This is a genomic window from Sulfobacillus thermotolerans, assembly GCF_039623705.1.
Classification (GTDB): Bacteria; Bacillota; Sulfobacillia; order Sulfobacillales; family Sulfobacillaceae; genus Sulfobacillus; species Sulfobacillus thermotolerans.
Window position 1 is genome coordinate 2418376 of record NZ_CP133983.1, and the last position, 23841, is coordinate 2442216.

The 23841-nt window shown below is 51.1% G+C and carries 27 protein-coding genes; 19 read left to right on the plus strand and 8 right to left on the minus strand.

Annotated features, from left to right (window positions below; all coding sequences use genetic code 11):
• Window positions 1-23 precede the first annotated feature (23 nt).
• Both ORD20_RS12565 and ORD20_RS12570 read left to right on the plus strand, forming a co-directional pair.
• Entirely contained in the window at window positions 24-239 is a 216-nt protein-coding gene (locus ORD20_RS12565) for an NfeD family protein (RefSeq protein WP_103375076.1), read from the plus strand.
• Window positions 240-251: 12 nt separating this feature from the next.
• Window positions 252-1223 carry an SPFH domain-containing protein gene (locus ORD20_RS12570; protein ID WP_103375077.1) on the plus strand — a complete coding sequence of 324 codons (972 nt, stop codon included), beginning with the start codon at window positions 252-254 and terminating at the stop codon, window positions 1221-1223.
• A gap of 61 nt (window positions 1224-1284) precedes the next feature.
• On the opposite strand, the gene ORD20_RS12575 is transcribed toward ORD20_RS12570, so the two are convergent.
• Together ORD20_RS12575 and ORD20_RS12580 are read right to left on the minus strand one after the other, a co-directional pair.
• Window positions 1285-2475: an MFS transporter gene (locus ORD20_RS12575; RefSeq protein WP_430626237.1), complete on the minus strand. Its 1191-nt coding sequence runs from the start codon at window positions 2473-2475 to the stop codon at window positions 1285-1287.
• On the minus strand, window positions 2453-2617 hold the full coding sequence (locus tag ORD20_RS12580) for a hypothetical protein (RefSeq protein WP_430626238.1): 165 nt from the start codon (window positions 2615-2617) through the stop codon (window positions 2453-2455). The genes ORD20_RS12575 and ORD20_RS12580 overlap by 23 nt, the downstream gene beginning before the upstream one ends.
• Window positions 2618-2725: 108 nt before the next feature.
• Here ORD20_RS12580 and ORD20_RS12585 point away from each other — a divergent pair, with 108 nt between their 5' ends.
• From ORD20_RS12585 to ORD20_RS12600, 4 genes are all read left to right on the plus strand, one after another.
• Complete coding sequence (locus ORD20_RS12585; RefSeq protein WP_103375079.1) at window positions 2726-3622, plus strand: LysR family transcriptional regulator; 897 nt, start codon at window positions 2726-2728, stop codon at window positions 3620-3622.
• A gap of 163 nt (window positions 3623-3785) precedes the next feature.
• Complete coding sequence (locus ORD20_RS12590; protein ID WP_103375080.1) at window positions 3786-4790, plus strand: NAD(P)/FAD-dependent oxidoreductase; 1005 nt, start codon at window positions 3786-3788, stop codon at window positions 4788-4790.
• Between the two features lie 160 nt (window positions 4791-4950).
• Entirely contained in the window at window positions 4951-5469 is a 519-nt protein-coding gene (locus ORD20_RS12595) for an HPP family protein (protein WP_158246219.1), read from the plus strand.
• A gap of 145 nt (window positions 5470-5614) precedes the next feature.
• Window positions 5615-5812 carry a hypothetical protein gene (locus tag ORD20_RS12600; RefSeq protein ID WP_103375082.1) on the plus strand — a complete coding sequence of 66 codons (198 nt, stop codon included), beginning with the start codon at window positions 5615-5617 and terminating at the stop codon, window positions 5810-5812.
• On the opposite strand, the gene ORD20_RS12605 is transcribed toward ORD20_RS12600, so the two are convergent.
• From ORD20_RS12605 to ORD20_RS12615, 3 genes are all read right to left on the minus strand, one after another.
• A complete protein-coding gene (locus tag ORD20_RS12605; RefSeq protein ID WP_103375083.1) occupies window positions 5809-6099 on the minus strand; it encodes a hypothetical protein in 291 nt (96 codons plus the stop codon). The two genes, ORD20_RS12600 and ORD20_RS12605, sit on opposite strands and share 4 nt — an antisense overlap.
• A gap of 245 nt (window positions 6100-6344) precedes the next feature.
• The gene (locus ORD20_RS12610; protein WP_103375084.1) at window positions 6345-6614 is read right to left on the minus strand and encodes a 4Fe-4S dicluster domain-containing protein; all 270 of its coding nucleotides are present in this window, start codon (window positions 6612-6614) and stop codon (window positions 6345-6347) included.
• A 115-nt stretch (window positions 6615-6729) separates the two neighbouring features.
• A complete protein-coding gene (locus ORD20_RS12615) occupies window positions 6730-7578 on the minus strand; it encodes an NAD(P)/FAD-dependent oxidoreductase (RefSeq protein ID WP_430626239.1) in 849 nt (282 codons plus the stop codon).
• A gap of 253 nt (window positions 7579-7831) precedes the next feature.
• Between ORD20_RS12615 and ORD20_RS12620 the strand changes: the two genes are divergently transcribed.
• The 7 genes from ORD20_RS12620 to ORD20_RS12650 all read left to right on the plus strand — a co-directional run bounded on the left by ORD20_RS12620 (window position 7832) and on the right by ORD20_RS12650 (window position 12800).
• Window positions 7832-9253: an amidase family protein gene (locus ORD20_RS12620; RefSeq protein ID WP_242968397.1), complete on the plus strand. Its 1422-nt coding sequence runs from the start codon at window positions 7832-7834 to the stop codon at window positions 9251-9253.
• Window positions 9254-9317: 64 nt separating this feature from the next.
• Window positions 9318-9752 carry a cytochrome c oxidase assembly protein gene (locus tag ORD20_RS12625; RefSeq protein WP_430626240.1) on the plus strand — a complete coding sequence of 145 codons (435 nt, stop codon included), beginning with the start codon at window positions 9318-9320 and terminating at the stop codon, window positions 9750-9752.
• A 66-nt stretch (window positions 9753-9818) separates the two neighbouring features.
• A complete protein-coding gene (locus ORD20_RS12630) occupies window positions 9819-10640 on the plus strand; it encodes a histidinol-phosphatase (RefSeq protein WP_103375087.1) in 822 nt (273 codons plus the stop codon).
• A gap of 26 nt (window positions 10641-10666) precedes the next feature.
• A complete protein-coding gene (locus ORD20_RS12635; RefSeq protein WP_430626241.1) occupies window positions 10667-11578 on the plus strand; it encodes a DMT family transporter in 912 nt (303 codons plus the stop codon).
• Between the two features lie 18 nt (window positions 11579-11596).
• Entirely contained in the window at window positions 11597-11887 is a 291-nt protein-coding gene (locus ORD20_RS12640) for a hypothetical protein (RefSeq protein WP_103375088.1), read from the plus strand.
• A gap of 22 nt (window positions 11888-11909) precedes the next feature.
• Window positions 11910-12542: an HAD family hydrolase gene (locus ORD20_RS12645; protein ID WP_103375089.1), complete on the plus strand. Its 633-nt coding sequence runs from the start codon at window positions 11910-11912 to the stop codon at window positions 12540-12542.
• Window positions 12543-12614: 72 nt separating this feature from the next.
• On the plus strand, window positions 12615-12800 hold the full coding sequence (locus tag ORD20_RS12650; RefSeq protein ID WP_103375090.1) for a hypothetical protein: 186 nt from the start codon (window positions 12615-12617) through the stop codon (window positions 12798-12800).
• A gap of 126 nt (window positions 12801-12926) precedes the next feature.
• On the opposite strand, the gene ORD20_RS12655 is transcribed toward ORD20_RS12650, so the two are convergent.
• Window positions 12927-13109 (minus strand): hypothetical protein, encoded by a 183-nt coding sequence (locus tag ORD20_RS12655; RefSeq protein WP_158246220.1) that lies wholly within the window; start codon window positions 13107-13109, stop codon window positions 12927-12929.
• 224 nt (window positions 13110-13333) lie between these two features.
• Window positions 13334-14515 carry an acetoin utilization protein AcuC gene (locus ORD20_RS12660; protein WP_242968399.1) on the minus strand — a complete coding sequence of 394 codons (1182 nt, stop codon included), beginning with the start codon at window positions 14513-14515 and terminating at the stop codon, window positions 13334-13336.
• A 99-nt stretch (window positions 14516-14614) separates the two neighbouring features.
• Between ORD20_RS12660 and ORD20_RS12665 the strand changes: the two genes are divergently transcribed.
• Window positions 14615-16882, plus strand: coding sequence for a GNAT family N-acetyltransferase (locus tag ORD20_RS12665; protein ID WP_430626242.1), 2268 nt, complete (start codon window positions 14615-14617; stop codon window positions 16880-16882).
• A gap of 117 nt (window positions 16883-16999) precedes the next feature.
• Here ORD20_RS12665 and ORD20_RS12670 read toward each other — a convergent pair whose 3' ends face one another.
• The gene (locus ORD20_RS12670; protein WP_430626243.1) at window positions 17000-18079 is read right to left on the minus strand and encodes a LysM peptidoglycan-binding domain-containing protein; all 1080 of its coding nucleotides are present in this window, start codon (window positions 18077-18079) and stop codon (window positions 17000-17002) included.
• Between ORD20_RS12670 and ORD20_RS12675 the strand changes: the two genes are divergently transcribed.
• From ORD20_RS12675 to ORD20_RS12695, 5 genes are all read left to right on the plus strand, one after another.
• Window positions 18062-19165: an amidohydrolase family protein gene (locus tag ORD20_RS12675; RefSeq protein WP_430626244.1), complete on the plus strand. Its 1104-nt coding sequence runs from the start codon at window positions 18062-18064 to the stop codon at window positions 19163-19165. The two genes, ORD20_RS12670 and ORD20_RS12675, sit on opposite strands and share 18 nt — an antisense overlap.
• Before the next feature lie 274 nt (window positions 19166-19439).
• On the plus strand, window positions 19440-20618 hold the full coding sequence (locus ORD20_RS12680; protein WP_158246223.1) for a D-alanyl-D-alanine carboxypeptidase family protein: 1179 nt from the start codon (window positions 19440-19442) through the stop codon (window positions 20616-20618).
• Between the two features lie 131 nt (window positions 20619-20749).
• Window positions 20750-21382 carry a restriction endonuclease gene (locus ORD20_RS12685; protein ID WP_103375098.1) on the plus strand — a complete coding sequence of 211 codons (633 nt, stop codon included), beginning with the start codon at window positions 20750-20752 and terminating at the stop codon, window positions 21380-21382.
• A 51-nt stretch (window positions 21383-21433) separates the two neighbouring features.
• Window positions 21434-21916, plus strand: a complete 483-nt coding sequence (ybaK, locus tag ORD20_RS12690; RefSeq protein WP_103375099.1) for a Cys-tRNA(Pro) deacylase — start codon at window positions 21434-21436, stop codon at window positions 21914-21916.
• Window positions 21917-22382: 466 nt separating this feature from the next.
• Window positions 22383-23756, plus strand: a complete 1374-nt coding sequence (locus tag ORD20_RS12695) for an ammonium transporter (protein ID WP_103375100.1) — start codon at window positions 22383-22385, stop codon at window positions 23754-23756.
• Window positions 23757-23841: the final 85 nt, after the last annotated feature.

Here is a 23841-nt window from a genome sequence, read left to right on the forward strand (position 1 = left end):
GTCAAACAACGCAGGTGAGGGAGATGTCATATCGGTCTACGGTTGACCAACTTGTCGGGGCGCCTGGGATAGCCATAACAGCCATTCCTGAAGACCGAACTGGTCTGGGCATTGTGAAGGTGAATGGCCAGCAATGGTCGGCGGCAACCGAGGATCCGGTCGCTATCGCGGCCGGTACAAAGGTGTGGGTTGTCGCGCGTGACCGGGTGGTCCTGATCGTTGTCGCGGCCCTGTCTTGAAAGGGAGTGCCCATGATGGTCGAGTTTTTGATTGGAATGGTATTAATCGTTGTCGTGTTGATTTTGCGGGGGACTTTACGCATCGTCCCGCAAGGCTCTGTAGGGGTTATTCAACGTCTAGGAAAATTTCATCACGAAGCGCCGCCTGGCTTGACGATTAAACTGCCGTTGGTCGACTCGTTAAAACTCGTGAGTACGAAATCAGTCACGGTGGCCTTATCTCCTGAACCGGTTATCACAGCGGACAACGTGAGCCCTGTGATTGATGCGTACTTTTTATATCAAGTCGTCGATGCAAAAAGCTACCTCTATGAAATTGCAAACCCGGAGCTCGCCATTAAGAACATTGTGTCGTCGACCCTGCGTTCGGAGGTGGGGCAGCGTAAGCTGGCCGAGGTTATGACACATAGGGAGCAGATTAATACGGCATTGCGCAACGAATTAGATGAGATAACAGGACCTTGGGGGATTCGCATTGTTCAGGCTTCGATTCGCCAGGTGGATTTGACTGACGAAATGCAAAAAGCGATGGAGGCTCAGAAGAAGGCGGATGCCAATAAATTAGCAGCTATTGAACAGGCGCAGGGACAGAAGGAAGCAAGCATTTTGCAAGCGGAAGGCATGCGGCAAGCCGCCATTGCGCAAGCCGAAGGAGACAAGCAAGCTATTGTCATGCGGGCCGAAGCCGCGAAACAAGCCCGTATTTTTGAGGCAGAAGCGGAGTCCATTGCCATTCGCAAATTGGCTGAGGCCCAAGCAGAGGCGACTCGCGTGATGAATACTGCAGTCTTGAGCCTCGCTGAAAACGAAGATCATGATTGGCGCCCAGAACGCATGCATGCGTTGTTGCAATTGAAGTCCCTTGAAACGTTAACCACTGTTGGCCAATCGCCGTCCTCTAAGCTCATCTTGCCCGGGGATGTGACAGGATTGGCAAGCTTGGTTGATATCTTGCGTCCGCAAGATACGGGTGCGAATTCTTAATCACCAAAGGGAGCAGACCAGGCTCCATCTGCTTTGGTCTGCTCCCTTTGGTCTGTTGGTATTATTGACTGGCCGCGTGGGCTTCATGTAGCGCCGCCGCGTGCTTGGGCTCCCTCAAAAATGATAAGGCCGCAGAGATAAAGGCCATCATCGCCATAACCGAAAAGGCCAGGCTCAAGCCGCGTAAAAAGTTTGTCAACGCCGTATGGTCAACATGGGCGGGTTGACCCGAAAAAATGGCCAACATGACGGGGTGTGGTACTGTGGACGCTACAAGCGCCAAGACCATGCCAATCGAAAAGACGTTGCCGGTATTTAAAAGCATGGTCCGGGTACCGGCAGCAATTCCCCGTTCATGAGCGTTGACCGCGCGCATAATGGCACTGGTATTCGGGGAGTTAAACAAGCCGTTGCCGATGCCGGCGATAACCAACCATGAGGCAATATCGATATAGGGCGTGTTGAGAGAAATTGTGGTGGCAAACCCAATAAGCCCTATCCCCATGACGATGGCGCCAGCTGTGGCCAACATACGGGCCCCAATGCGGTCCGCAAACCATCCCGACACGGGGGCAATGATTCCCATGGCCATGGCCATGGGAATGACGGAAATGCCGGCTTCTAAGGCATCTTCCCCACGAGCGCCTTGAAAATAAAAGATGAACAGCAGAACGATCGCCCCGCGAGCCATGGCAATAAACAAATTAGAGAGGTTTCCCATGGCGAATGCCCGGATGCGAAATAATGAGAGGTTTAAAAGGGGGCTCGGCGCGGTGTTTTCCCAACGAATGAAGAACACAAATCCAGCTGCCGCACTTATGGCTGCGATTAAAACGACCGGGGCGTGCCATCCAACGATCCCGCCCCATGTTATCGCGATAAGGGCCCCTAACAAGCTCAACATATAACTAACGTTGCCAGCGAAATCGATGCGCTGTCCTTGTAAAGGTTTCGTTACGTCATGCAGCTGGCGCGCAGCCCACAAGGTTCCCAGGATACCCACGGGGACATTGAACCAGAAGACCCACCGCCAATTGAACAACGTGACTAATAGCCCCCCCAATACGGGACCTAATACCATGCCGACGGCGATGACAATACTATTAATGCCGAGGGCGAGTCCTAACTGTTTTCGAGGAAAGGCGTCGGCCACAATAGCAGTGGCATTGCCCAATACCAGGGAACCTCCGATTGCCTGAATGGCACGGATTATCAACAAAGCTAGCCCGTTAGATACAAAACCGGCGGCCAAACTGGCCGTGGTAAAGAGCGCGAATCAATGTCGGCAGGGCCACTAACAACGTGGTGTCGTTCAGCACAGCCATAAACATTCCCATGCTGGTTGCCGACAACGCCCACCATTTATAGGCCGAATCCGGTACGTGTCTGTTCAATGCGGTCACCTCCGTTCTTTTTCTTACTTTATTAAAGACCGCATTCTGTAGACGACCAAGGCATTTTGGGGTATACATAGATATAGAAATAATTTATAGGAGAAAGTGATGGATATCACGCTACGACAGTTAACATGTCTCGTAGCGGTCGCTGATCATGGATCCATTTCTGCGGCCGCTCAAGCCCTTGATGTGGCTCAGCCGACAGTGACTCATCAAATCCAATTACTCGAAGATTTCATTGGGCATCGGCTAATAGACCGGAGCGCCAGAGGGATTACCGTCCGCGCAGAGGGGCAAATCGTTGTCGATCGCGCTCGAGCCATTTTACGGGACGTCGGATCCTTAGCCGACGATTTGGAGGATATCCGCAAAGTTCATGGCGATGTCAAATTGGGCATTATACCAACGGCCTCAGCGTCGCACTTTCCCTTTGTCTATCGTCGTATGCTGACCTTATATCCTGATGTTCATTTGGTTGTGTCGGAGGGCCGTTCGTTGGATTTGGTGGAACAAGTCCGCCAAGGTGATCTGGATTTGGCGGTTGTCACCTTGCCTATTCATTACACGGATATCGATATTGTCCCGTTATGGCGTGAAGAACTCGTCGTGATTGACAGTGCCCAGTCAGGGTTTGCTGAGGAGCCCTTATTGGTGAAAACGTTGGGGGGATATCCTTTTATTGGTCTCGATGCCGGCACAGGTTTGCAGCGTACGGTCCTATCTCTGTTTCACGAGCATGGGATTCAACCGAACATTATCTTTCAAGCGACCAGTATTGCTACGGTCATTGGATTTGTGGCCTCCGGTCTGGGGATTTCCATTGTTCCGAATCAGGCGGTTCGGGTATTTGCGGATGTGGGCCAGGTCGTCGTGAGGCACTTGAATCCGACCGCTTTCCGCCAACTTGCGTTAATCCATCGCCCCCTAGATACGATGAGTACGGCGCTTCGCGTGATTTCCCAAACATTCGCCGCACAAGCACGACGTTTTCCGCAAGGCTGAACGTCAACACGTGGTGCAGAATTCTTGCCAACAACGACTTAATACGCTAAATTAAATGACTAAAGTGCTTTTTTGCATCATCTAGTGCCTGAGTCTTGTACATGGAGGAGCCGTAGCTGTCTGCGGTCGGCATGCCGCCTGGAAGAGCCGGGGAACTACAGAGTTGGAGGCGGTTAGGACGGAACTATTTGACTTAACGATAGTTGGTGGAGGCCCGGTGGGCATGTTTGGTGCCACATTAGCCAGCCTTCACGGCATGAAAGTAAAAATTATTGAGAGTTTGCCGGAATTAGGAGGGCAATTATACGCCCTATATCCTGAAAAGCCTGTGTACGACGTGGCGGGATTTCCTGCTGTACCGGCAAAAGACCTTGCTCTGAGCCTAGTCGCGCAAATGGAGCGCTACCGGCCCGAAGTGGTGTTGAAGGAGTCCGTTGAAACGGTAGAAGCGTTGGCGGATGGCACGTTCCTTTTACATTCGAACAAGGGTGTACACGGTACGCGGGCAATTTTGTTGGCCGTGGGTATTGGGTCCTTTTTGCCGCGGCGAATCCCCGCTCAAGGGGCGGAGAGTTGGGAAGGGAAGGGCCTGCATTATTTTGTGCCTCCCTTAGATACGTTTGCGGGCCAACATGTGTTGGTTGTCGGGGGCGGAGACACGGCCGTGGACTGGGCTTTAGCTGTGGCGGGCAAGGCGCGGCAGGTGACGGTGGTGCATCGTCGGAATGAATTTCGTGCCCAAGAGGACAGCGTGCGACAGATGCACGAGACGGACAATATCAACGTGGTCACGCCCGCTGAAGTTGAAGAGATTTTAGGGGCGGACGAGGTTTCGGGTGTGCGTATTCGCCATCAAGAAAAGGGTTCGCACGAATTGAATGTGGATGCAATTATCGGAGGTTTGGGCTTTCATCCGGATTTGGGTCCTGTGAAAACTTGGGGGCTTGAATTAAAAGGTTCGACCATTAAGGTGGCGCCAGAGTCGATGATGACGACTCGACCGGGCATTTGGGCCGTAGGGGACGCCGCTTTTTACCCCGGTAAGGTGAAACTAATTGCGACGGGATTTGGTGAAGTAGGAATTGCCGTGGCACAAATTCGCACCTTCTTGCACCCAGGTGTCAGCGGGCTGCCTCACAGCACAACGCTTAAGAACAAGAATCGTTAAGGGGTTGTGGAATATTTCCGATCGCCGCCTCGGGTAACCGGGAGCGGCTTTTTTCTTGTTCACTGATGTGTGTCTCAGCCGAAAAATCCCTCAGCTATCTAGGATCCATGGGGGAATGACATGGTACACTATTTGCGGCGGAAAAGGAGGGCCAGATATCATGTGGCATCACCGACTGCATTATCATCGGTTTCAATTGCCTTGGTTTGTTTACGTGTGGTTTTTTCTTATTTTGGGGCTTTTTGCTGCCGTAGATCATCTCCCATGGCGAGTGACCGCATTTCTTGTGCCACCTTTTGGCGCAACGCTTAGCCTCATCGTGTCGTTACCGCAACAACACGTGTCGCAGCCCTTTCCCATCATTGCCGGGGGCACTGTGGGCGCTGGGATTGGCAGTCTGATTGCTCTATGGGGACACGGACCATTTCTGGCTGCGCTGGCAGCTTTGGTGGCGTTTGTCATTCTGCCGCCCCTGGGCATGTATTTTCCTCCGGCGGTGGCATTCGCCATTTTTCCTGTGCTGATTAAAACAAGCCCATGGTTTCCGTTCCTATCGGTCTTTCCCTTTACGGTGGTCGCGACGGGCTCGTCCGCTCTTTTGAGTCGATATTGGAAAGGGTGGCCGTCGTATCCTTATGGAAGCCACGCGGAGCCACTGTCCACAGAAAAATCTCTGTAGACATTACGAAAGCACACAAATTTAAGAAAAAAGCGAGGAAAGGCTATACTTCTGCGGGAAGATCGGCCATAATTCTTTATGCTCTATCTTGTCCACTATTGTCATGAAGCGGCACTCCGTGTCGTTTTCTGATGGAGGCGATACGATGGTTCTGCCTTTAACTTGTAAATTGAACCTATCCATTAAAACAGAAATTTATCAGGCACTTGCCGAAAAAGCACAAAGTTTACAGAAGGATGAAGATACGCTGATTGCGGAAGCTCTTGAATGGTACCTTAATCCCGAGACCAACAAGGTGTCCAGTAATGCGCCGCGGATGGCCTTACAAAAAAGGCGATCCTAGCGGCGCGAGCTGTCCGTCATATGAGACTCTTTATTGCGGTACGCCGTAAGGTCAATAACCCGTCCGGGACGACGAGTACGTGGGGGCGCAATTTGGTGAGCGCGCATCCAAAATAACCAAAAGCCCAAGGCCGATTGGCCAATAAAGAATATCGCCGCAAGAGCTATAGTAATTCGCCATGACGTATGCATCGGCAAGCCTGATTCCGACCGAAACATGAGCACAAAAAGCGCAGTGCTAACCACGGGCCAAGCTAACCACAATAACCCTTTCCGATTAGAATCCATGTTAAACTCACCTCATATTCATGGTACGTCGTTTCACCATTTTTACGGATAGTCCCAAAGAACTATTCTTGGGGCGTCTTGTGATCTTTGGTGGGAACGACCGTGTTCCCGATGAAATGAGGCAATAGATGAATGCAAATTTTTAGCGGTGAAGAGCGTGCGGCGTAAGACTGCTTATAGTTCGCAGGGGATGTCAAAAAAAGCCGAGCGTTAAAAAGCGCTCGGCTGGAACACAACATAGAATGCTATTTTCGATAAAAGGCGGCATTGATTTCAATGTATTTTTCGTCTTCGGGAGCGAGGTCTTCCTCCATGAAGATGGCACCAACGGGGCATTCAGGGACACACGCGCCGCAGTCAATGCACACGTCAGGGTCGATATACAGTTGGGGCGTTGCTTCAAACGCCTCGTCTCCGTCCAAACTTTGCGCCGGGTGAATGCAGTCGACAGGACAAACTTCCACGCAGCTCTGATCTTTGGTGTCTTGGCATAACCCGGTAATGACATGAGCCATAAATCTTCCTCCTTAAATTGTGGGGGATGTCTCCCTAATAGTGCCGTAAAGCTCCCGAGCTGTCAAACAAAATTATGCAACGCACTGCATAAGAGGGCGCTTGTTGGGACGCCGTCTAATCGGGTTCCGACATGGACCAATCATAGACAAATGCGCCTTCAAGATACTTTTCCACATCCATGGCGGCTTTGCATCCGCTGCCAGCTGCCGTAATGGCTTGACGGTAGTGGGGATCCATCACGTCTCCACAGGCAAATATACCTTCGACGCTGGTCGCAGAATTATGCAAATTGGTTTTGAGGTACCCCACTTTGTCCGTTTTGAGTTGGTTATTGAGAAAGCTGGTGTTGGGCTTGTGACCAATGGCAATAAAAAGCCCTTCTGCGGGAATGATATGTTTTTGACCGGTTTTGTTGTCTTGGACTTCGAGACCCGTGACGTGATTGTCTTCCGACACGACACGAATGGGGGTCTGATCCATAGCCCATTTGATTTTCGGGTTCGCATGCGCCCTGTCTTGCATAACTTTTGAGGCGCGTAACGTTTCCCGGCGGTGGACGATGGTGACTTCGGAGGCGAATTTCGTCAGGAAGCTGGCCTCTTCCATGGCCGAGTCGCCGCCCCCGACAACGATAATGGGCTTATCCCGAAAGAAAAAACCATCACAGGTCGCACAAGTAGATACACCATGGCCAATCAATTCCGCTTCGCCGGGAATTCCCAGCATTTTGGCCGATGCTCCCGTAGAAATAATCAAAGCGTCAGCAGTGTACGCTTCCAGATCAGGACCTAAAATGGCGTCCGGGAACCCTGGGAAATTTTCAATTTCTGTTGTTAACGTCAGCTGGCCGCCTGGTTCGTTGCCTTCAATGACAAGCGGCTTTAAATTAGCCCGTGCGGCATAAATAGCAGCGGTGAGGCCTGCGGGGCCCGTACCCAGAATGATAACTTTACGCCGATCCATGAATATCACCTCATCTAATGACATGATGTCTCCGGTTATCTTGTCCCGAAGCCTCCAATTCAACCTGGGAATGCAGCTTGCCGCCCTGCATGTGTCGACGTCACGGACCATGATTGCTCAAGGGGGGTGCGCTCGCGTCCCATTTCAAGTGCCTGGCATTTCCAGTAATTTTTATGATACCCTTGGAGGGTATCGACGTCAATTCGGAGAATCGCCGGTGCGCATCCACAAATTAATGACGGGGGGTTCGCGTGTGTCAGCCATTCAGGAATTTTGGCAACGGCGCCATAAGGGATTGGAAACCGCGGAAGAGTGGGTCTGGACATGTTTAACCGCGATCGCGTCACACAATGCCCGGTTAAATGCTATTAAAGAACTAAATCCATATGCAATGGGTCTAGCGCAAACAGCTGACCGTACGTATGGCCAAGGGGCGGTGGGGCCGCTGCACGGGGTGCCGATTGTGGTGAAAGACAATGTCGCGGTGCAGTCGGACATGCATACAACAGCCGGATCATTGGCTTTGGCCGAGGCGTATGCGACGGGGGAGGCTTTTATTGTCCGAAAACTCCGTGCTGCGGGGGCTATTATTTTAGGCAAAACCAATTTAACGGAATGGGCGAATTTTATGGCAGACCATATGCCCAATGGGTACAGTGCTCTGGGGGGCCAAGTTTTGAATCCCTACGGGCCGGGAGTCTTCGATGTCGGCGGATCAAGCTCCGGGTCTGGGGCCGCTGTCGCAGCAGGAATGGCTCCTGTGGCCATTGGGACGGAAACATCGGGATCGATATTAAGCCCGTCTTCACAAAATTCTTTAGTGGGCATCAAGCCTACGGTAGGACTGGTGAGTCGTTCGGGGATTATTCCCATTGCGTATTCGCAAGATACCGCGGGCCCCATGGCCAAAACCGTGGCAGATGCGGCGCTAGTCTTAAGCGTATTACAAGGATACGACTCGGCTGACCCCGTCACCGCGATGGCCCCAGGATATCCCGATTACGTGAGGGATTTAGATCCCCAAGGCCTCCGTCAAGTGCGTATTGGCGTGCCGCGGCATATCTATTGGGACGATACGACAGACGAAGAGCGGGCCTTGTTTGAGCAGGCGTTGGATCTGATGCGCAGGCATGGGGCGACAATCATCGACCCGGCAGATATTGACACCGCGGGAGCTGATTGGACTTATGATGTCCTCTTATATGAATTCCGGGTCGCAGTGAACGCGTATTTAGCGCAATGGCTGCAAGGGGCGCCTCGGACATTGCAAGAGGTCATCGCATTTAATAGCAGTCATCCTGCTAAAGCGCTAAAATATGGACAGGCTGTACTTATTGAATCTGAAGGAACACAGGGACGCTTGACGGATGCACGTTACTTGCGTGGCCGCCACCAAGACCTCATATGGTCGCGCCAAGAAGGGATTGACCGGACCTTAGCTCGGCACGACCTCGATGCGCTCGTGTTTTTAGGTGCAAAAGGGGCTGACATTGCCGCGAGGGCCGGTTATCCGTCGGTCACCGTGCCATTAGGATATACGCGTGAGGGCCGCCCCTTGGCGATGACATTTACCGGAAGCGCGTTTCAGGAAGCGCGGCTCATACGTATGGCGTTTGCTTTTGAGCAAGCGAGCCAAGCACGCCGAGATCCACAAAAACCGCGGCTGACTGTGTAATTAGTCGCTATAATACTGAGCAGAACGAATGGGTTTGATTTAAGGGGCAAGTGAGGGTGAGTCAATGGCGTTCCTATTTCAGCATTATAATTTCTTTGCGTTATGGCACCCAGAAGTCATGCTGCTGGTTATCATCTTGTTGGTGGTATATTTTCAGCTTCTCGGGCCGCTAAAGGCGCGGTTTGGTGACGACCTGCCTGAGACGCCACTGTTGCAGAAAATTTATTTTGTCGCGGCTCTATTGACCTTTTATATTGCGATGGGGACGCCCGTAAAACTGATAGCCGATGACTACCTTTTTTCGGGGCACATGGTGCAATATGCATTGTTAAGCCTGGTATTGCCGCCATTATTATTGGCTGGGATTCCGCAATGGATGATGAATGCGCTGTGGAAAACGCGGTTTTGGTCAAGATTATTGCGCATTACCACGAACCCACCCTTTGCCATTATTGCCTTTAATGTGAGGCTATTTTGGTGTATATTTTCTCTGCCATAGAATACACAAGCAGTCCATTGGTACGAGTAAAAATACAAAGCAAGGTTAGACAAAGGAGCGCTATGGATGTGGTTTGACCATCATGTGCATATGGAACATGGCCCATACTCGCCATTAGAATACCCTATTGCATGGTTGGAAGAGTTTCTCGCAGTGGGGGAAGGCCGTGGAGTGAGCGGCATAGGAATTGTAGAACATGCTTACCGCTTTACGGAGGCACAAGGGCTGTTGCCCGGAGAGTGGTCGCGCCAACGGTGTCGTTATCCTTTAGCGGGGTATACAGCGTTTTTGGATGTGGTGCGCCCTAGCTATCCCATCGCCGTCGGTTTGGAAATGGATTATGTTCCCGAAAACGAAAATGGCATTCGGACATTTTTGTCGCGGTATCCGTGGGATTTTGTTTTAGGGTCGATTCATTTTATTGGCGATTTTGGGCTGGACGTTAGCGAGATGAAAGAACAATATTTTCACCAGCCCGTGGAAGAAATCTGGACGCAGTATTATGCATATTCAATGAAGGCGGCGCAATCGGGTCTCTTTCAAGCGATTACTCACCCTGACTTGCCAAAAATTTATGGATTCCAGAAGCCACCTGAGTCCTTTTTGCTCGGCCTTTATCGGGAAGTTGTGGAAGTTTTAGCCGATATGGGTGTGGCGTTGGAGATAAATACCGCGGGTCTCAGACGGCCTGTTAAGGAAATTTATCCGCATCCCGCATTGCTTGCTGAAGCGAATAGAGCCCATGTGCCCATTACCTTTGCTTCGGACGCGCACGAACCAGAAAATGTTGGGCTGTATTTTCCACAGGCGCGGGTACTAGCTCGCGAAGCCGGGTATGATACCGTGGTATTTTTTGGTCCTCGCGGTATGGAGCACATTGCGTTGTAATGTCATCATACTATGGCAAAGGAGATATGGTTGAGAGAGAAACCATGTCGCTTCATGGGGGTAGTTGGCTCTGGACGAGTTCGTTACGGTATTTTTATACCGTGCCTGTTTTGGCTATCTGGGTTGCATGGCGCGGGGAATTGCCCAAACTGGCCTCCTTGATGACTCGTCGGCCATGGCCTTGGTTTTTGTGGGGCACGGTTGGATTTGGTTTATTTTATGCCCCACTGACTTTTGCTGCTGCATATGGGCCATCATGGGCGGTGGCGAGCACGTTTCAACTCACCATCATTATTGGAAGTCTTCTTGTGCCCTTTACAACCCATCAGAAGATTCCTTGGCGTCACTTATGGCCCTCGGTGCCGATTCTTGCAGGGATCGCGATGGTGCAGTGGCAGAGTCATGTCGCGTTGAATCAATCGTTGTTTGTGAGCTTGGCCGCCGTTTTACTGTCAGCCGTAGCATATCCGTTAGGGAATCGGAAGATGATGGCATTGACGACTGGAGACATTTCCGCCGTAACTCGCATTTTAGGGATGACCATTGGTAGTTTGCCGTTTTGGATTGTATTGGCTGGGATTGCTTCGGTCTCAGCTGGAAGGCCACCCGTTTGGCAATGGGAAGAGACCTTTTGGGTAGCTATGTCATCAGGGATTGTGGCTACGGCACTTTTTTTCCGCGCCACCGACCAGGCTCAAGGCAGGCCGGACACGCTAGCTAAGGTGGAAGCCACGCAGTCTATGGAAATCGTGTTTACATTGTTGTTGGCCCTTATTTTTCACCTACCGGGCCATGCCGACGTGGCCAGTATAGCGGGCATGGCGTTGGTCATGGGAGGCATGGTATGGCATGCAGTGGGGCGTCCTCTTAGCAAATGGGGGCAAACTCGACCTGTAGCGGATGCGTCCAACGTCACGGCAAGCCTACTGGATGACTGAGAAGTCAGGGGGATGCGAATGAGCAAAGTGCCAGCGCGCAGTGCCGTAAAAACGGCTATTCAGATGATTCACCGACTGAAGCCAGGGACGAGCCTTCAAATTTTGAATTTCAAAAAAGATCGGAGTGTCTCTATTGTCCGCCACCCAAACGGGCACATGGACGTGATTGAACAGGGATTCGTGCAACAAGTATGGTCTGTGGACGACGATACCGCTTCGACTGTTTTGAAAGAGGCTATTCCCCGGGAATTTCCACGCAGCCATGAATTGCGATTTACCGTAAAGAATGCCCATGAAAAAGCAGAATAAAGAATTGTTGGAGGGATGAGCAGTGGGCTTGGTCATTTTTGATTTAGACGGTACCTTAATCGACACGGTGCCATTGATTACGCGGTGTTTTCAAAAGGTTTTTCGCAAATATGGCCATCGCGAGTTGACGGATGAACAAGTGCATGCCATGTTTGGCCCAGGCGAGTCTGTGATCTTCGCCCGAGAATTTGGCGAGCGCTGGCCGGAGATTCTCGCGGATTATCTTGAGTGTTACCAAGCGGGACACGATACGGTCACGCTGTCGCCGGAAATTGTTGGCGTTTTGGATGGCCTCGCTAATCTTGGCATTAAGATGGCTATTGTGACAAATAAAGAACGCGATACCACAGATATTACGTTGGCCCATTTCAATTTGCGTCACTATTTTATAAAAATAGTGACGGCAAAGGACGTGGCTTATCCCAAGCCGTCGCCCGAGGGCATCAATTTAGTATTAAACACCTGTGAAGAGAATTCTGCCGACGCGATTATGATTGGCGATACGAATAATGATCGCGAGGCGGCCTTGGCCAGTGACGTGCCCTTTATTCGGGCGTTGTGGTTTGTGCCGTCCAGTGAGTGGGATAAGGACACTACGGAAGTCAAAGCGGAGACTATTCATGATTTGAAAGAAATTCTTCCATACGAACTCTAATGGCAAGAGCGGCTCGTATGAAACCGAATGCTTCCCTTTGGCGTTATGTTTTATATAAGGGGGGCGTAGATCATGCCGTTTGTGACATTTCTAACAGGACTGTTGGTGGCCGGAGCGGTGGTGGTTGTGGGGTCTGCTCTCGTTGTGGTGTGGGCCGTGGCATACGGTTCTGGGCGATATTGTCGGCAGCAGATCCAAAATAGCGGGTCAAAACCTCCGTCAACAAAGGCATGGCAAGTGCGGCAACGTGTATCTTAGCAGGGGGGCGGGTGACCGCCTTCTTTTTTATTTGAAGGTTACCTAAAAAGAAATCCCCAACCATCTGTGTTAGCGAGAAGGTTCGGGATTAGAAGCGCGATAGCGGTAGCCATGCCTCTTATCATATTAAGCAGAGGGCTGCATGGCAGCATGATCGCGGGCAGGATTGTCTAAGCGACTGACATACGAGCATTCTGGGTAATTTTCGCAAATGGCATACACATCGCCGGTCAACTTTAGCGTTTGATAACGTACGGTGTAACGCTGACACACGGGGCAAAGCACTTCGTTGGATGTATTCTTCATCAATATCGGCCTCCTTGTGAACTCTTTCACATTTTGTACGCATTCATTATAGCACGGATCACAACAAAGAGGCGGTGACTAGAGGCATTTTATTTAATTATTTAGCAGATATTTTCTGAATTGGCCTCAATGAGGCTCCATAGGGTCCTTATCAACAAGAAGACATACGTCCTCACCCGAAAGGGCGTAAGAAGAGCGGCCCATGATTTTTTGCGTTGTGGTAGACGTCATAACCACGGAATTAAGCGCTTGAGACGATCGACCGTTTCCCGATTTTGTTGGGTGATGGCAAAGGATTGGGCTACGGGTGGAAAGGATTCAGGAGGATCAAAAAAGGTGGTTGGCAATGGGGGAGATGACAGCGGTTGCCAGGTGTCGAGCCAGGATTGCGGAAGGGGCGTATTCACGTCTAAGGACTGGTCGGACATCTCCGCCCATAACAGGGTCCATGCCCGCGGCACGACACGCCAAATTTCGTATCCTCCACCGCCAGTGGCGAGCCACCGACCGTGTGCATAGGTGTGGGCCCATTGGTGGACAAGAGCTGGAACTTTTGCGTAGAAATCGGTCGTGGCAAACAAGTCCGTCAAGGGATCCCAATAATGGCCGTCGCAGCCGTGCTGACTAATGATAATATCGGGTTGGAAATGCTGTAAGGCAGCAGGGACAATGCGTTCCAAGCATTCAAGCCACGACTGGTTATCCGTATAAGGACGGAGGGGGACATTCAACGCGTAGCCTTGTCCGGCCCCTGTGCCCGTTTCTTCAACGCTGCCTGTGCCCGGAAATAAATACTGGCCGGTTTCGTGAAATGAGATCGTTAGGACATGGGGATCATCATAAAATGCTTGCTGCACGCCATCCCCGTGATGCGCATCTGTATCGATATAAGCAATTCGCCATTGTGTCTTTTCTCTCAGCCAATGAATTGCGACCGTCAAATCATTGTATATACAGAAACCAGAGGCTTGGGCGGCCTTAGCATGGTGCAAGCCTCCAGCGAGGTTAAGCGCATGCATGGCCTCGCCTTGAGCAATGACTTGAGCAGCAGCCAGCGTACCGCCCACGGCCAACCGGGCAGCGTCATGCATCCCGGGAAAGACAGGGTCGTCTTCGGTGCCTAGACCGTATGCTGCTGCGCGCTTAAGCAAAGTAGGATTATTCACATCCTCCAGGTTGGTGAAGTGCTGTACCATGTCAATATACGAACGGTGATGAGCACGGACTAGATCGTCTATCGTGGCCGGGGCGGGAAGCACCAGTTGGTCATCAGAGACTAGATGCAACGCGTCGATTAAACTTTTGGTAGCTCTTAAGCGAACCGGGTTAAAAGGGTGGGTTGCACCAAAATCATATTGGCTGTAAGCGTCGCTATATATAAACTTGGCAGTATCGGTCATTGTCCGCATCCGTTCATTTTTCTTCTATTATAGGGGAGCATGGTCTTTGTTGAGAAGCCCAACGTAATATAATCGAAGCAAGCGGGCAAGACAAAGGGGATGGAAGGCTTGGCTAGAATTATTCTCCGAGATGGACGGGTAGCTGAACTGCGGGAAGCAAGGGATACACCAGAGGATCGGAGAATGCTTCATGAGCTATTTCGCCATGCTTCTGCGGATGATTTGTATTTTCGGTTCTTCCATATGGTTAAAGAGGTTTCGGATCGGGATATTGACCAAATGATCCGGATTGACGGCCAAGGAAAGTCTCTCATTTGCGTGAGTCAGGATCAAATCTTAGGGATTGGCCACTACATTATGACGGATGGGGCTAGCGCCGAAGTGGCATTTTTTGTGGATGACCGCGTGCAAGGCAGAGGCCTGGGAACACTGCTGCTGGAACATCTTGCGCAAATCGCATGGCGCCGGGGTCTCAAACAGTTTGAGGCCTATGTTTTAAGCGATAACCGCCGCATGTTACGTGTATTCCAAGATAGTGGGTACGAAATTCATGAGCAACATGAGTCCGGTGTTATTCATCTCGTCTTGCCTTTACAGCAGACAGAACGCACTCGGGCATTGCAAGAAACGCGGGAAAAGTTGGCGACGGCTGCTTCCTTGCGGCCCTTTTTTGAGCCAGCGGTAGTCGCCATCGTGGGAGCATCTCGGGATTCTCACCGCTTGGGCCACTTATTGCTGCGTCACGTGCTTGAAGGCTCCTATAATGGGGTCGTATATCCGGTTAACTCAAGTGCTAAAGCCGTGTTGGGGGTTCGCGCATATCCTTCAGTGCAAGCTGTGCCCGACGCTGTTGACCTTGTGGTCATTGTGGTCGCGCGTGACCAAGTCCAGAGTGTGGTTCAGGATTGCATTATAGCAGGGGTTAAAGCCGTGTTGATCACTTCTGCAGGATTTTCCGACCTGGATGCAAATGGCGCGGCCTTAGAACAGGATATTACCGCTGATCTGAGACGCCATGGCATTCGTTTGGTGGGCCCTAATTCATTGGGCCTGCTCAATGCGCACCCAGAGCATCCGTTGAATGCGAGTTTTGCACCAGCTCTGCCGCCGGCAGGGTCAGTGGCCATTGCTAGTCAATCGGGCGCGTTAGGCATTGCCATCTTAGACTATGCGGCGCGCATGGGTGTGGGTGTTTCGAGTTTTGCAAGCACTGGCAATAAGGCTGATGTGTCCTCCAATGATTTGCTGCAATACTGGGAAGATGATCCGGCGACAGCCATGATTTTGTTGTATTTGGAATCATTTGGCAACCCGAGGAAGTTTTCCCGTATTGCTAGGCGATTGACGCAGCGTAAGCCGATCCTTGCGGTAAAGAGTGCGCGCACCGTCCATAACAGTGTCCCCACTGAGTCGGGATTGCAGCCTGTGGATAATGAGGTGGCCGTGCAGGCCTTATTTCAGCAGAGCGGCATTATTCGGGCTGACACTTTGCAAGAATTATTTGATATCGCGGCCTTGCTTGGTACGATGCCATTACCAGACGGTAATAGGGTTGTGGTCATTACCAACGCTGCGGGCGCTGCCGTCATTACCGTTGACGCATTGGGGGCGGTGGGACTGACCTTGGCTGAACCACCAGTCGATTTGGGTGTGGATGCTCTGGGGCAACGGTACTCAGTCTGCGAACGCTGCAAAAGGTCTTTGAAACGTTCAAGATGTCGGCAGCGACACGAGCCTAATTCGATATCGCTTCAAAAGCCAAAGGAGGGCGGACGCGTGAAATCCCCGGAACAGCCATTGACTCCTGCGCGTATTGCTCATATTCTCGAAGGCTTAGCGATTGATGGCCAGCATTATGCGAATAACACCTACGATCAGCATCGTTATGCGCGTATCCAAGAGTTGGCAAGGATTTTGGGCGGAATTTCTAAGGATGCACCTCCTTTAAGTACGATTACGCCTGTCACTCCTAAAGTGGGGGTGGATGGGGCCGTCTTTAAGCAACGGGAACTGTTATTGATTCGTCGTCGCGACTCTCATCAATGGGCACTACCTGGCGGCGCGGTAGAAATCGGTGAAACGCCGAGTGAGGCGGTTATCCGTGAGGTTGTCGAAGAAACAGGTATCGTGATGCAGGCCGATTACGTTGTAGGGGTGTTCGATAACTGGATGGATCGCCGAGAGACGTCACATCATTTATACCATATTGTCATTCGCGGGCACTATGTAAGCGGTGAACTCTTGCCACAACCAGAAGAGATTGCTGACGTCCAATGGGTGCAGCCGGAGGAATTGCCTCCTCAAGACCAGTTTCACCCGGGACATTATGACCGCGTTGTGAAAGTGCTTGATGGGGCGATTGGCGTGATGGATTAGAGACGCCGAAGGTTCCATACCCCTTGTGTCAAGAGACCAAAGTCCAAGACATGCGTAAGAAAAGAAGAGGAGAAGCAGCATATCGCTTCTCCTCTTCTTTTCTTAGTAAGGGCCCATTTATTGATTAACAAAACCTGCCCCGTAATAATGGTCGACATAAAAAGGCGCATCAAGGTTGGAAACCATGACGGTCTGACCGGGAGCTGGCGCTTCAATAAAAGCTTGGGAATATCCAAGAGATGGATCCGAACCAATATATATACCGACGTGGGAAGCACCCGGGCCGTCAGTGCTGAAGAATACAAGGTCCCCGGGTTGTAATTGCGACTCTGGTATCTTAGTAACATAGTCGTACTGGGCCCAACTGGTGCGGGGCATGGGAATTCCGTTTTGTTGGAACACATATTGCACCAAACCAGAGCAGTCAAAGCCAGTAGCCGGAGAAGTGCCTCCCCAGACGTAAGGCACGCCCAAGTACCGTTCGGCCGTTTGCACAATGGCTTGTCCAAAACTAATGGAAGCATTTTGGGCAGGCAATTGAACAGCAGCGCTCGTAGAAGCCTGTGCGCCAGAAGGAATCGCGAGGACTTGTCCTACGTTTAATACATTGGGGTTACTAAGATGATTGTACGATGCAAGAGTCTCCCAAGAAAGTCCGAATTGCTGCGCAATTCCGGCCAAAGTGTTTCCCGCTTGTACCACGTATTCGCTACGATTTCCGGAGGCGGAAGGCGCTGGAGCCGGTGTTGATGGGGCTTGCGCGGCAGGACCTGCGATGGTCAACACTTGACCGACACTGATGAAATTGGGATTGGATAAATTGTTCCAAGACATCAGTTGTGATACGGTAACGTGAAATTGAAAAGCAATTCCGCCAAGCGTATTTCCCGGTTGAACGGTATATGTTGACCGTGCGTCTGTGAACGGCAAGGCTGCGCTTGATACTGCGGTTCCGCGGTCAGCACCACCGTACCCAATGGTCAATACTTGTCCAACACGAATTTCATTGGGGTTGGCGATGTGGTTCAAGGTAGCCAGCGCTGATACAGTCGTGTGAAACTGCCACGCAATGCTGCTTAGGGTATCTCCGGGTTGTACGGTAAACATACGCGCCGACAAATACCGCGGCGTTGCGCTAGCGGAAGCTGCTGCCAGCGTGTGGGGAGAAGGGGAAGTGTAGTGAGATGTTGGAGACATTTGCTGACCGAGGGCTTTCCCGCACCTAATTACAGTGGGACTCTTATTGAAGGCATTGAGCGCTGGAGTCAGCGCAAACCTTACTTAACCGAAGAGGACGTTATTACCCGAGCGGAAGAGGCGATTCGGTGGCATATGGGGCAGGGCGTATTAAAAATTCGGTCGCATGTAGATATTTGCGATCCGAATTTAACGGCGTTAAAGGCGTTAATAACCGTTCGGGAACGGGTCCGCGACGTCGTGACCCTGCAGTTGGTCGCTTTCCCGCAAGATGGCATTTTTTGTTTTCCCGACGGGCCGGAGTTGATGGACGAAGCAATGCGGTTAGGGGCTGATGTCGTAGGGGGAATTCCGCACTACGAATGGACAAGGGAGGATGGCATTCGGGATGTTGAGTATGCATTTAAACTTGCGGAAAAATATGATAAGCCCATTGATATTCATTGTGATGAGACCGACGACGATCAATCGCGTTTTGTCGAAACGATGGCCAAGCTCGCCTACGAGCGGGGATGGGGACAGCGCGTTACGGCCAGCCACACCACGGCGATGGGTTCATATAACGACGCCTATGCGTTTAAATTAATTCGTATTCTTGCCCGGTCTGGAATGGCTATTGTCGCGAATCCGCTCGATAACGTGGTCCTGCAAGGACGATTTGATACCTACCCGAAACGCCGTGGAATGACACGCGTAAAGGAATTGATGGCGGCTGGGGTGCCTGTCGCCGCGGGCCACGATTCGATTATGGATCCCTGGTATCCGCTTGGCACCGGCAGTCAGCTATTTGTCGCATCCATGCTTGCGCATGTGGGGCAACTGACGGGTACCGAAGAGCTTAAGCAATGTTTCAACAGCATTACATATGCAGGAGCTCGGGTTATGGGACTTGAGGATTATGGTGTGGCTGAGGGTAAAAAGGCGGATTTAGTGATTTTTGATGTCCCCACCTCAACGGATGCGATTCGCCTGTTGCCTCGTCCAAGGTGGGTAATCGCTGGCGGGAGAGTCGTGGCGTCAACACCGCCGATGACAACCGATGTCTTGTGGAACGGAATCGAACAACGAGTGTCTTATTTACGATAAAGTAGGACGACATATACCACGTCCTTAAGGGGGCATGGCTTTAGCGCCAGATATTGCTAGAGCTTGCCCCCTATTAAAATTGTCATGGCTATCGTAAAGTTTTAAATGAGAGAACAGCGGATTTAGGTGGGTTTTTAAGCATTCTTTTGTCGAAAAAAGGCTAAGGTCGCTAGGATTTCTGATTGATGACGTAATAGGTCGTAACCCAAGAGATGTTCTGGGCGTTTTTTCTATGGGTTTTATACCGAGATCTTTTTTGAAAGGGGCTTGGAGTGTGGCGCGATGGGGATATCTTGCTGGAATAGGGGCCTTGGTGGTGGTAGCGTTTGGGGTCCAAATGGTGCGTCCCGTGGGAGCCGCTCGTGTTCGCACAGTCATCGAACCGCCCACCATGGCGTCGTCTTTACACATGGCATGGCCAAGTGGCGCTGAATCTTATCTTGCGGTCAGCCCGGTTGGAAAGGTCGGTCAAGCCGGACCGGATCAGGCGATTCCCATCGGGAGTGTTACAAAGATGATGACGGCCTACTTGTTGTTAAAAAAATATCCACTGAGCGTATATAGTTCGGGACCTTCAGTGACCATTACAGCCAAAGATGTTCAAGAATATCAACAAGACATTAAGACGCAACAGTCTGTGGCAATGGTTACGTTAGGCGAGAAAATTTCTGAACGTAAACTGCTCGAGGGTCTACTAGTGGCTTCGGGGAATAATATTGCCCACATTGTCGCTCGTTGGGTTGCAGGATCGACACCGGCCTTCACGCGCGAAATGAATCAAGAGGCGCAGGCTATGGGGATGACTCATACGCACTTTGTCGGACCCAGTGGGCTGAATCCGGGCAATGTGAGCACCCCCAAGGATGAAACACTCTTTGCTGAACAAGCGATGACCATTCCAGTTTTTCGTGAAATTGTCGCGATGCCTCAAATTTCGTGGCCGGGCGGAAATCAGCCCATTGAGAACTACAATTACCTAGTCGGGCATGATGGGATTACAGGGGTGAAAACCGGTTCAACGCTATACGCCGGCGGATGTTTTGTGTTTTCCGCGCCGCGTACGGTGGATGGCCAGCCTGTCACCATTTATGGTGCAGTGCTTGGACAACAAGGAACCCAATCCATTCCCCAATTGCAAAGGTCTTTAGACGATGGGGAAAGTTTGATTAATCAAATTGCTGCCCAGTTGCGGGTTGACTCTATCGTGCACAAAGGGGAAACGGTGGCACAGGTGGACGTTCCATGGGGCCATTCGGTATCCTTGGTGGCGGATAAATCATTGAGTGCTGTGGTGTGGCCGGGTCTTGCTGTGCATGAATCTTTGCATTGGTCCGGTGGACCAGATGGCGTTCTAGACGTTAACGATGGGCGCCAGCATTGGACTATTCCGGTATCATTGACTGCCCCCGTTCCCAAGCCCAGCCTTATTTGGCGACTTAAACGCGGACTTTAGGCGCCCACTAAGCGCCCAGTAAGGAGTGCGAATGCGGCCTTGGTGTCCTGTTCGCACTCCTTATTTGTTTGGGGGGGAACCCGCTTGCTGGCCAACATCTAAAGCCCTAGACTAAATGGAGGGTGATCGGCATGGCGTATCACGATGAGATGGTAAAAGTACGGCGCAAACTCCTCGAACAGTATTGGCCGCGAGTTCTGCCTGCCGTGCAGCGCCTAATGAAACAACAAAATGCACCGTTAACCGCCAATCAATTTGAAGCCGTCTGTCTTTGGCTTCAACAGGACTTTCACGTGGGTCAAGTGGACCGGGCTTATCTCGATTTGCTGATTAAGAATGCTGAAGCAGAAGTTCTGTATGGCCAAACAACTCGTGCGACGTTCGGACGTTACGTGACAGTAGCCGATTGTGAAGATATGACGGCCCTCCAGTTTGCGCGTGTGATTCACAAACTCTTTGAACATTTTGGTTATCAGGTTGACCCGTTAGATGAGAGCGGGCTGATATTGCGTGCTCCCATGCGCCCACCCATACTGGTGGGGCTAGAAGTCCACAACATTGTCATCCATCAGCCGGTCATCGACCACGTTATCCAGCGTCAGCGCGAGCATAATATGTCCCACGCGATTTTGGTGACGGTCGGGCGCTTTGGTGAGGATATCGTATTGCCGCTGGGGACGGGAACCATCGAATTATGGGACGGAGACCGTTTAGGTGCATTACTCGATCGCGTTCGGCTGGATCCGGCCGTTTTGCTGAGTTAAGGGGATATTAGCAGTCGGGAGATTCGTTGGGACCATAACGGGGAGGATCTCATGGCTAAGAAAACCATGGCGTGTAGGATTTTAGATACCTACGGTATTGCTTATGAACTGCATGCCTATGCATGGTCCGAGGATGCTTTAGACGCACTGTCCGTAGCGAAAAAAGTACAAATTGAACCGGATAAGATTTTTAAGACGTTGGTCTTGCGAGGAGACCGTACGGGGATTTTAGTGGCTATAATCCCAGGGGCGACGCACATCGACTTAAAACGCCTGGCAATGGTATCGCATAATAAGCGCGTGGAAATGGTTCCCGTAAAAGAATTGCCAGCTCTGACGGGGTATGTGCGCGGAGGGGTGAGCCCTTTAGGCATGAAAAAGTCCTATCTTTGTTATGTGGACCGTAGGCTCAATCGAGAAGATGTGATCAGTATCAGTGCAGGTCAACGGGGACTGCAAATTTTCTTGCGCGGCACGGATTTGATTCGCGTCTTGAATGCCAAAGTCGAAGACATCATCACGAATAGCGATTAAAAGGTATTTTTAGAGTGGGACTGGGACTCCGGTGCCGTAGTCTATCAAAGCGATATGATATTTGTAAGGTTTTTGACACAAGGTTAACCATAACCCACAAAAAGCTAGAACATTGTATTAGGGTGCTTCGACAGCACGCGGCCTCCAAATGGCCCCGTGCTGTCTCGTTATAAAGAGGACTGCGCGTTCCTTCTAATCAAGGTAGGGCGGCCAATGCCCATTTAGCCCCGGGTCTTTGTTAAATAATTTGCAGCTTCCATCGGTGAAATGCGTTGCATGTGAGAGTATAACGCCATATATTACGCACCAAGAGAAATATTTTTGATTTTCTTGTCAGGTATCTTGATTTGCGCCGAGAGTTTATGTAACATTACCTTAAATCGTTACTAAATATAAATGCGTAGATACGCATAATCTTGCAAATATGGTTTTGCCATCTGCCGCCGATAAGGAAAGGAGTCAGCCGATGTATATTCCTAGCCCAAGTTACTTGAATACCGGTGACAATTCGTGGCAATTAACGGCCGCGACGTTTGTGGGCCTTCAAAGTGTTCCCGGTCTCGCTATTTTATATGGGGGAATTGTTAAAAAGAAATGGGCCATCAATTCGGCTTTTATGGTGCTCTATGCATTTTCGGTGGTATTGATTACATGGGTCCTCTTTGGATACAGCATGGGCTTTGGGGATCCCATGAAACTTGGACCGGGTATCTTAGGGGCTATCGTTGGGGTGCCGCATCCGGTGTTAAATAGTCTCTATCAACAGGGGCAAGCTTCGATTCCGCTCGTCAATGGGGCGATGCCGTCTTTCCGGTTTCCGCAATCTACGCTGGTCTATTTCCAGTTTGTATTTGCCGCAATTACTCCTGGCATATTAGCCGGTGGCGTTTTAGGACGGATGAATTTCAAAGCGTGGATGTTATTTGTCCCAGTGTGGTCAACGTTGGTCTATAGTGTGAACGCCTTTATGCTGTGGGGAGGCGGCTGGCTCTCTCAATTAGGCGCGGTGGACTACAGTGGAGGCTATGTGATTCACGTGGCAGCAGGAATCTCCGGGTTTGTGGCAGCGGCTGTTGTTGGACCGCGTATGGTCAAAGACCGTAAAAATTTCAGTCCGAATAACTTATTGATTGCCTTAGCGGGTGCAGGCATTTTATGGCTAGGGTGGAATGGCTTTAATGGCGGTGACCCATACTTTGCCAATGCCGATGCGGCGGCGGCTGTTTTGAACACCAACTTAGCAACGGCATTGGCGTTGATATCGTGGACGATTATGGATATGTGGGCTTCGGGCAAACCGTCGCTGGTTGGGGCCATCAACGGAATGGTGTGCGGGCTTGTGGCCATTACGCCTGCCGCTGGGTACGTCAATGGCTATGGAGCGTTGGCGATTGGTGTCGCAGCAGGTGTTGTGCCGTGGATTAGCATGAATAAACTGGGTCGGACGAAACTCTTCCAGAAGGTGGATGACACGTTGGGGGTATTCCACACCCATGCCGTTGCCGGGGCATTAGGAGGGGTATTGACTGGGGTCTTTGCAGACCCGCATATGTTCGAATACCTTAGTACGAAACTTGGGCAAGGATCCTCTGTAACCGGTTGGGTATATGGGAACTTCCATCAGGTTGTGGTGCAAATCGAGGCATTGCTTGTGATTGTTGCTTACGATGCGGTGATGACATGGGTGATTTTGAAGCTTATAGGGCTCGTGGTGCCGCTGCGAGCAACGGAGAAGGAACTGCATTCGGGCGATATCGCCGTTCATGGCGAGGTTTCACAAGAGGTTGAGGATGATGATGAGTACGATGTAGATGCCGGCAAAGTGGTCGCAGAATATTAAAAGGGCGTAAGGAACCCGCGTGCGCCAGCTCAGAGAAGCTGGGTGTGCGCGGGTTTTATGCTATAATGGGGCGATCATGCGAGGA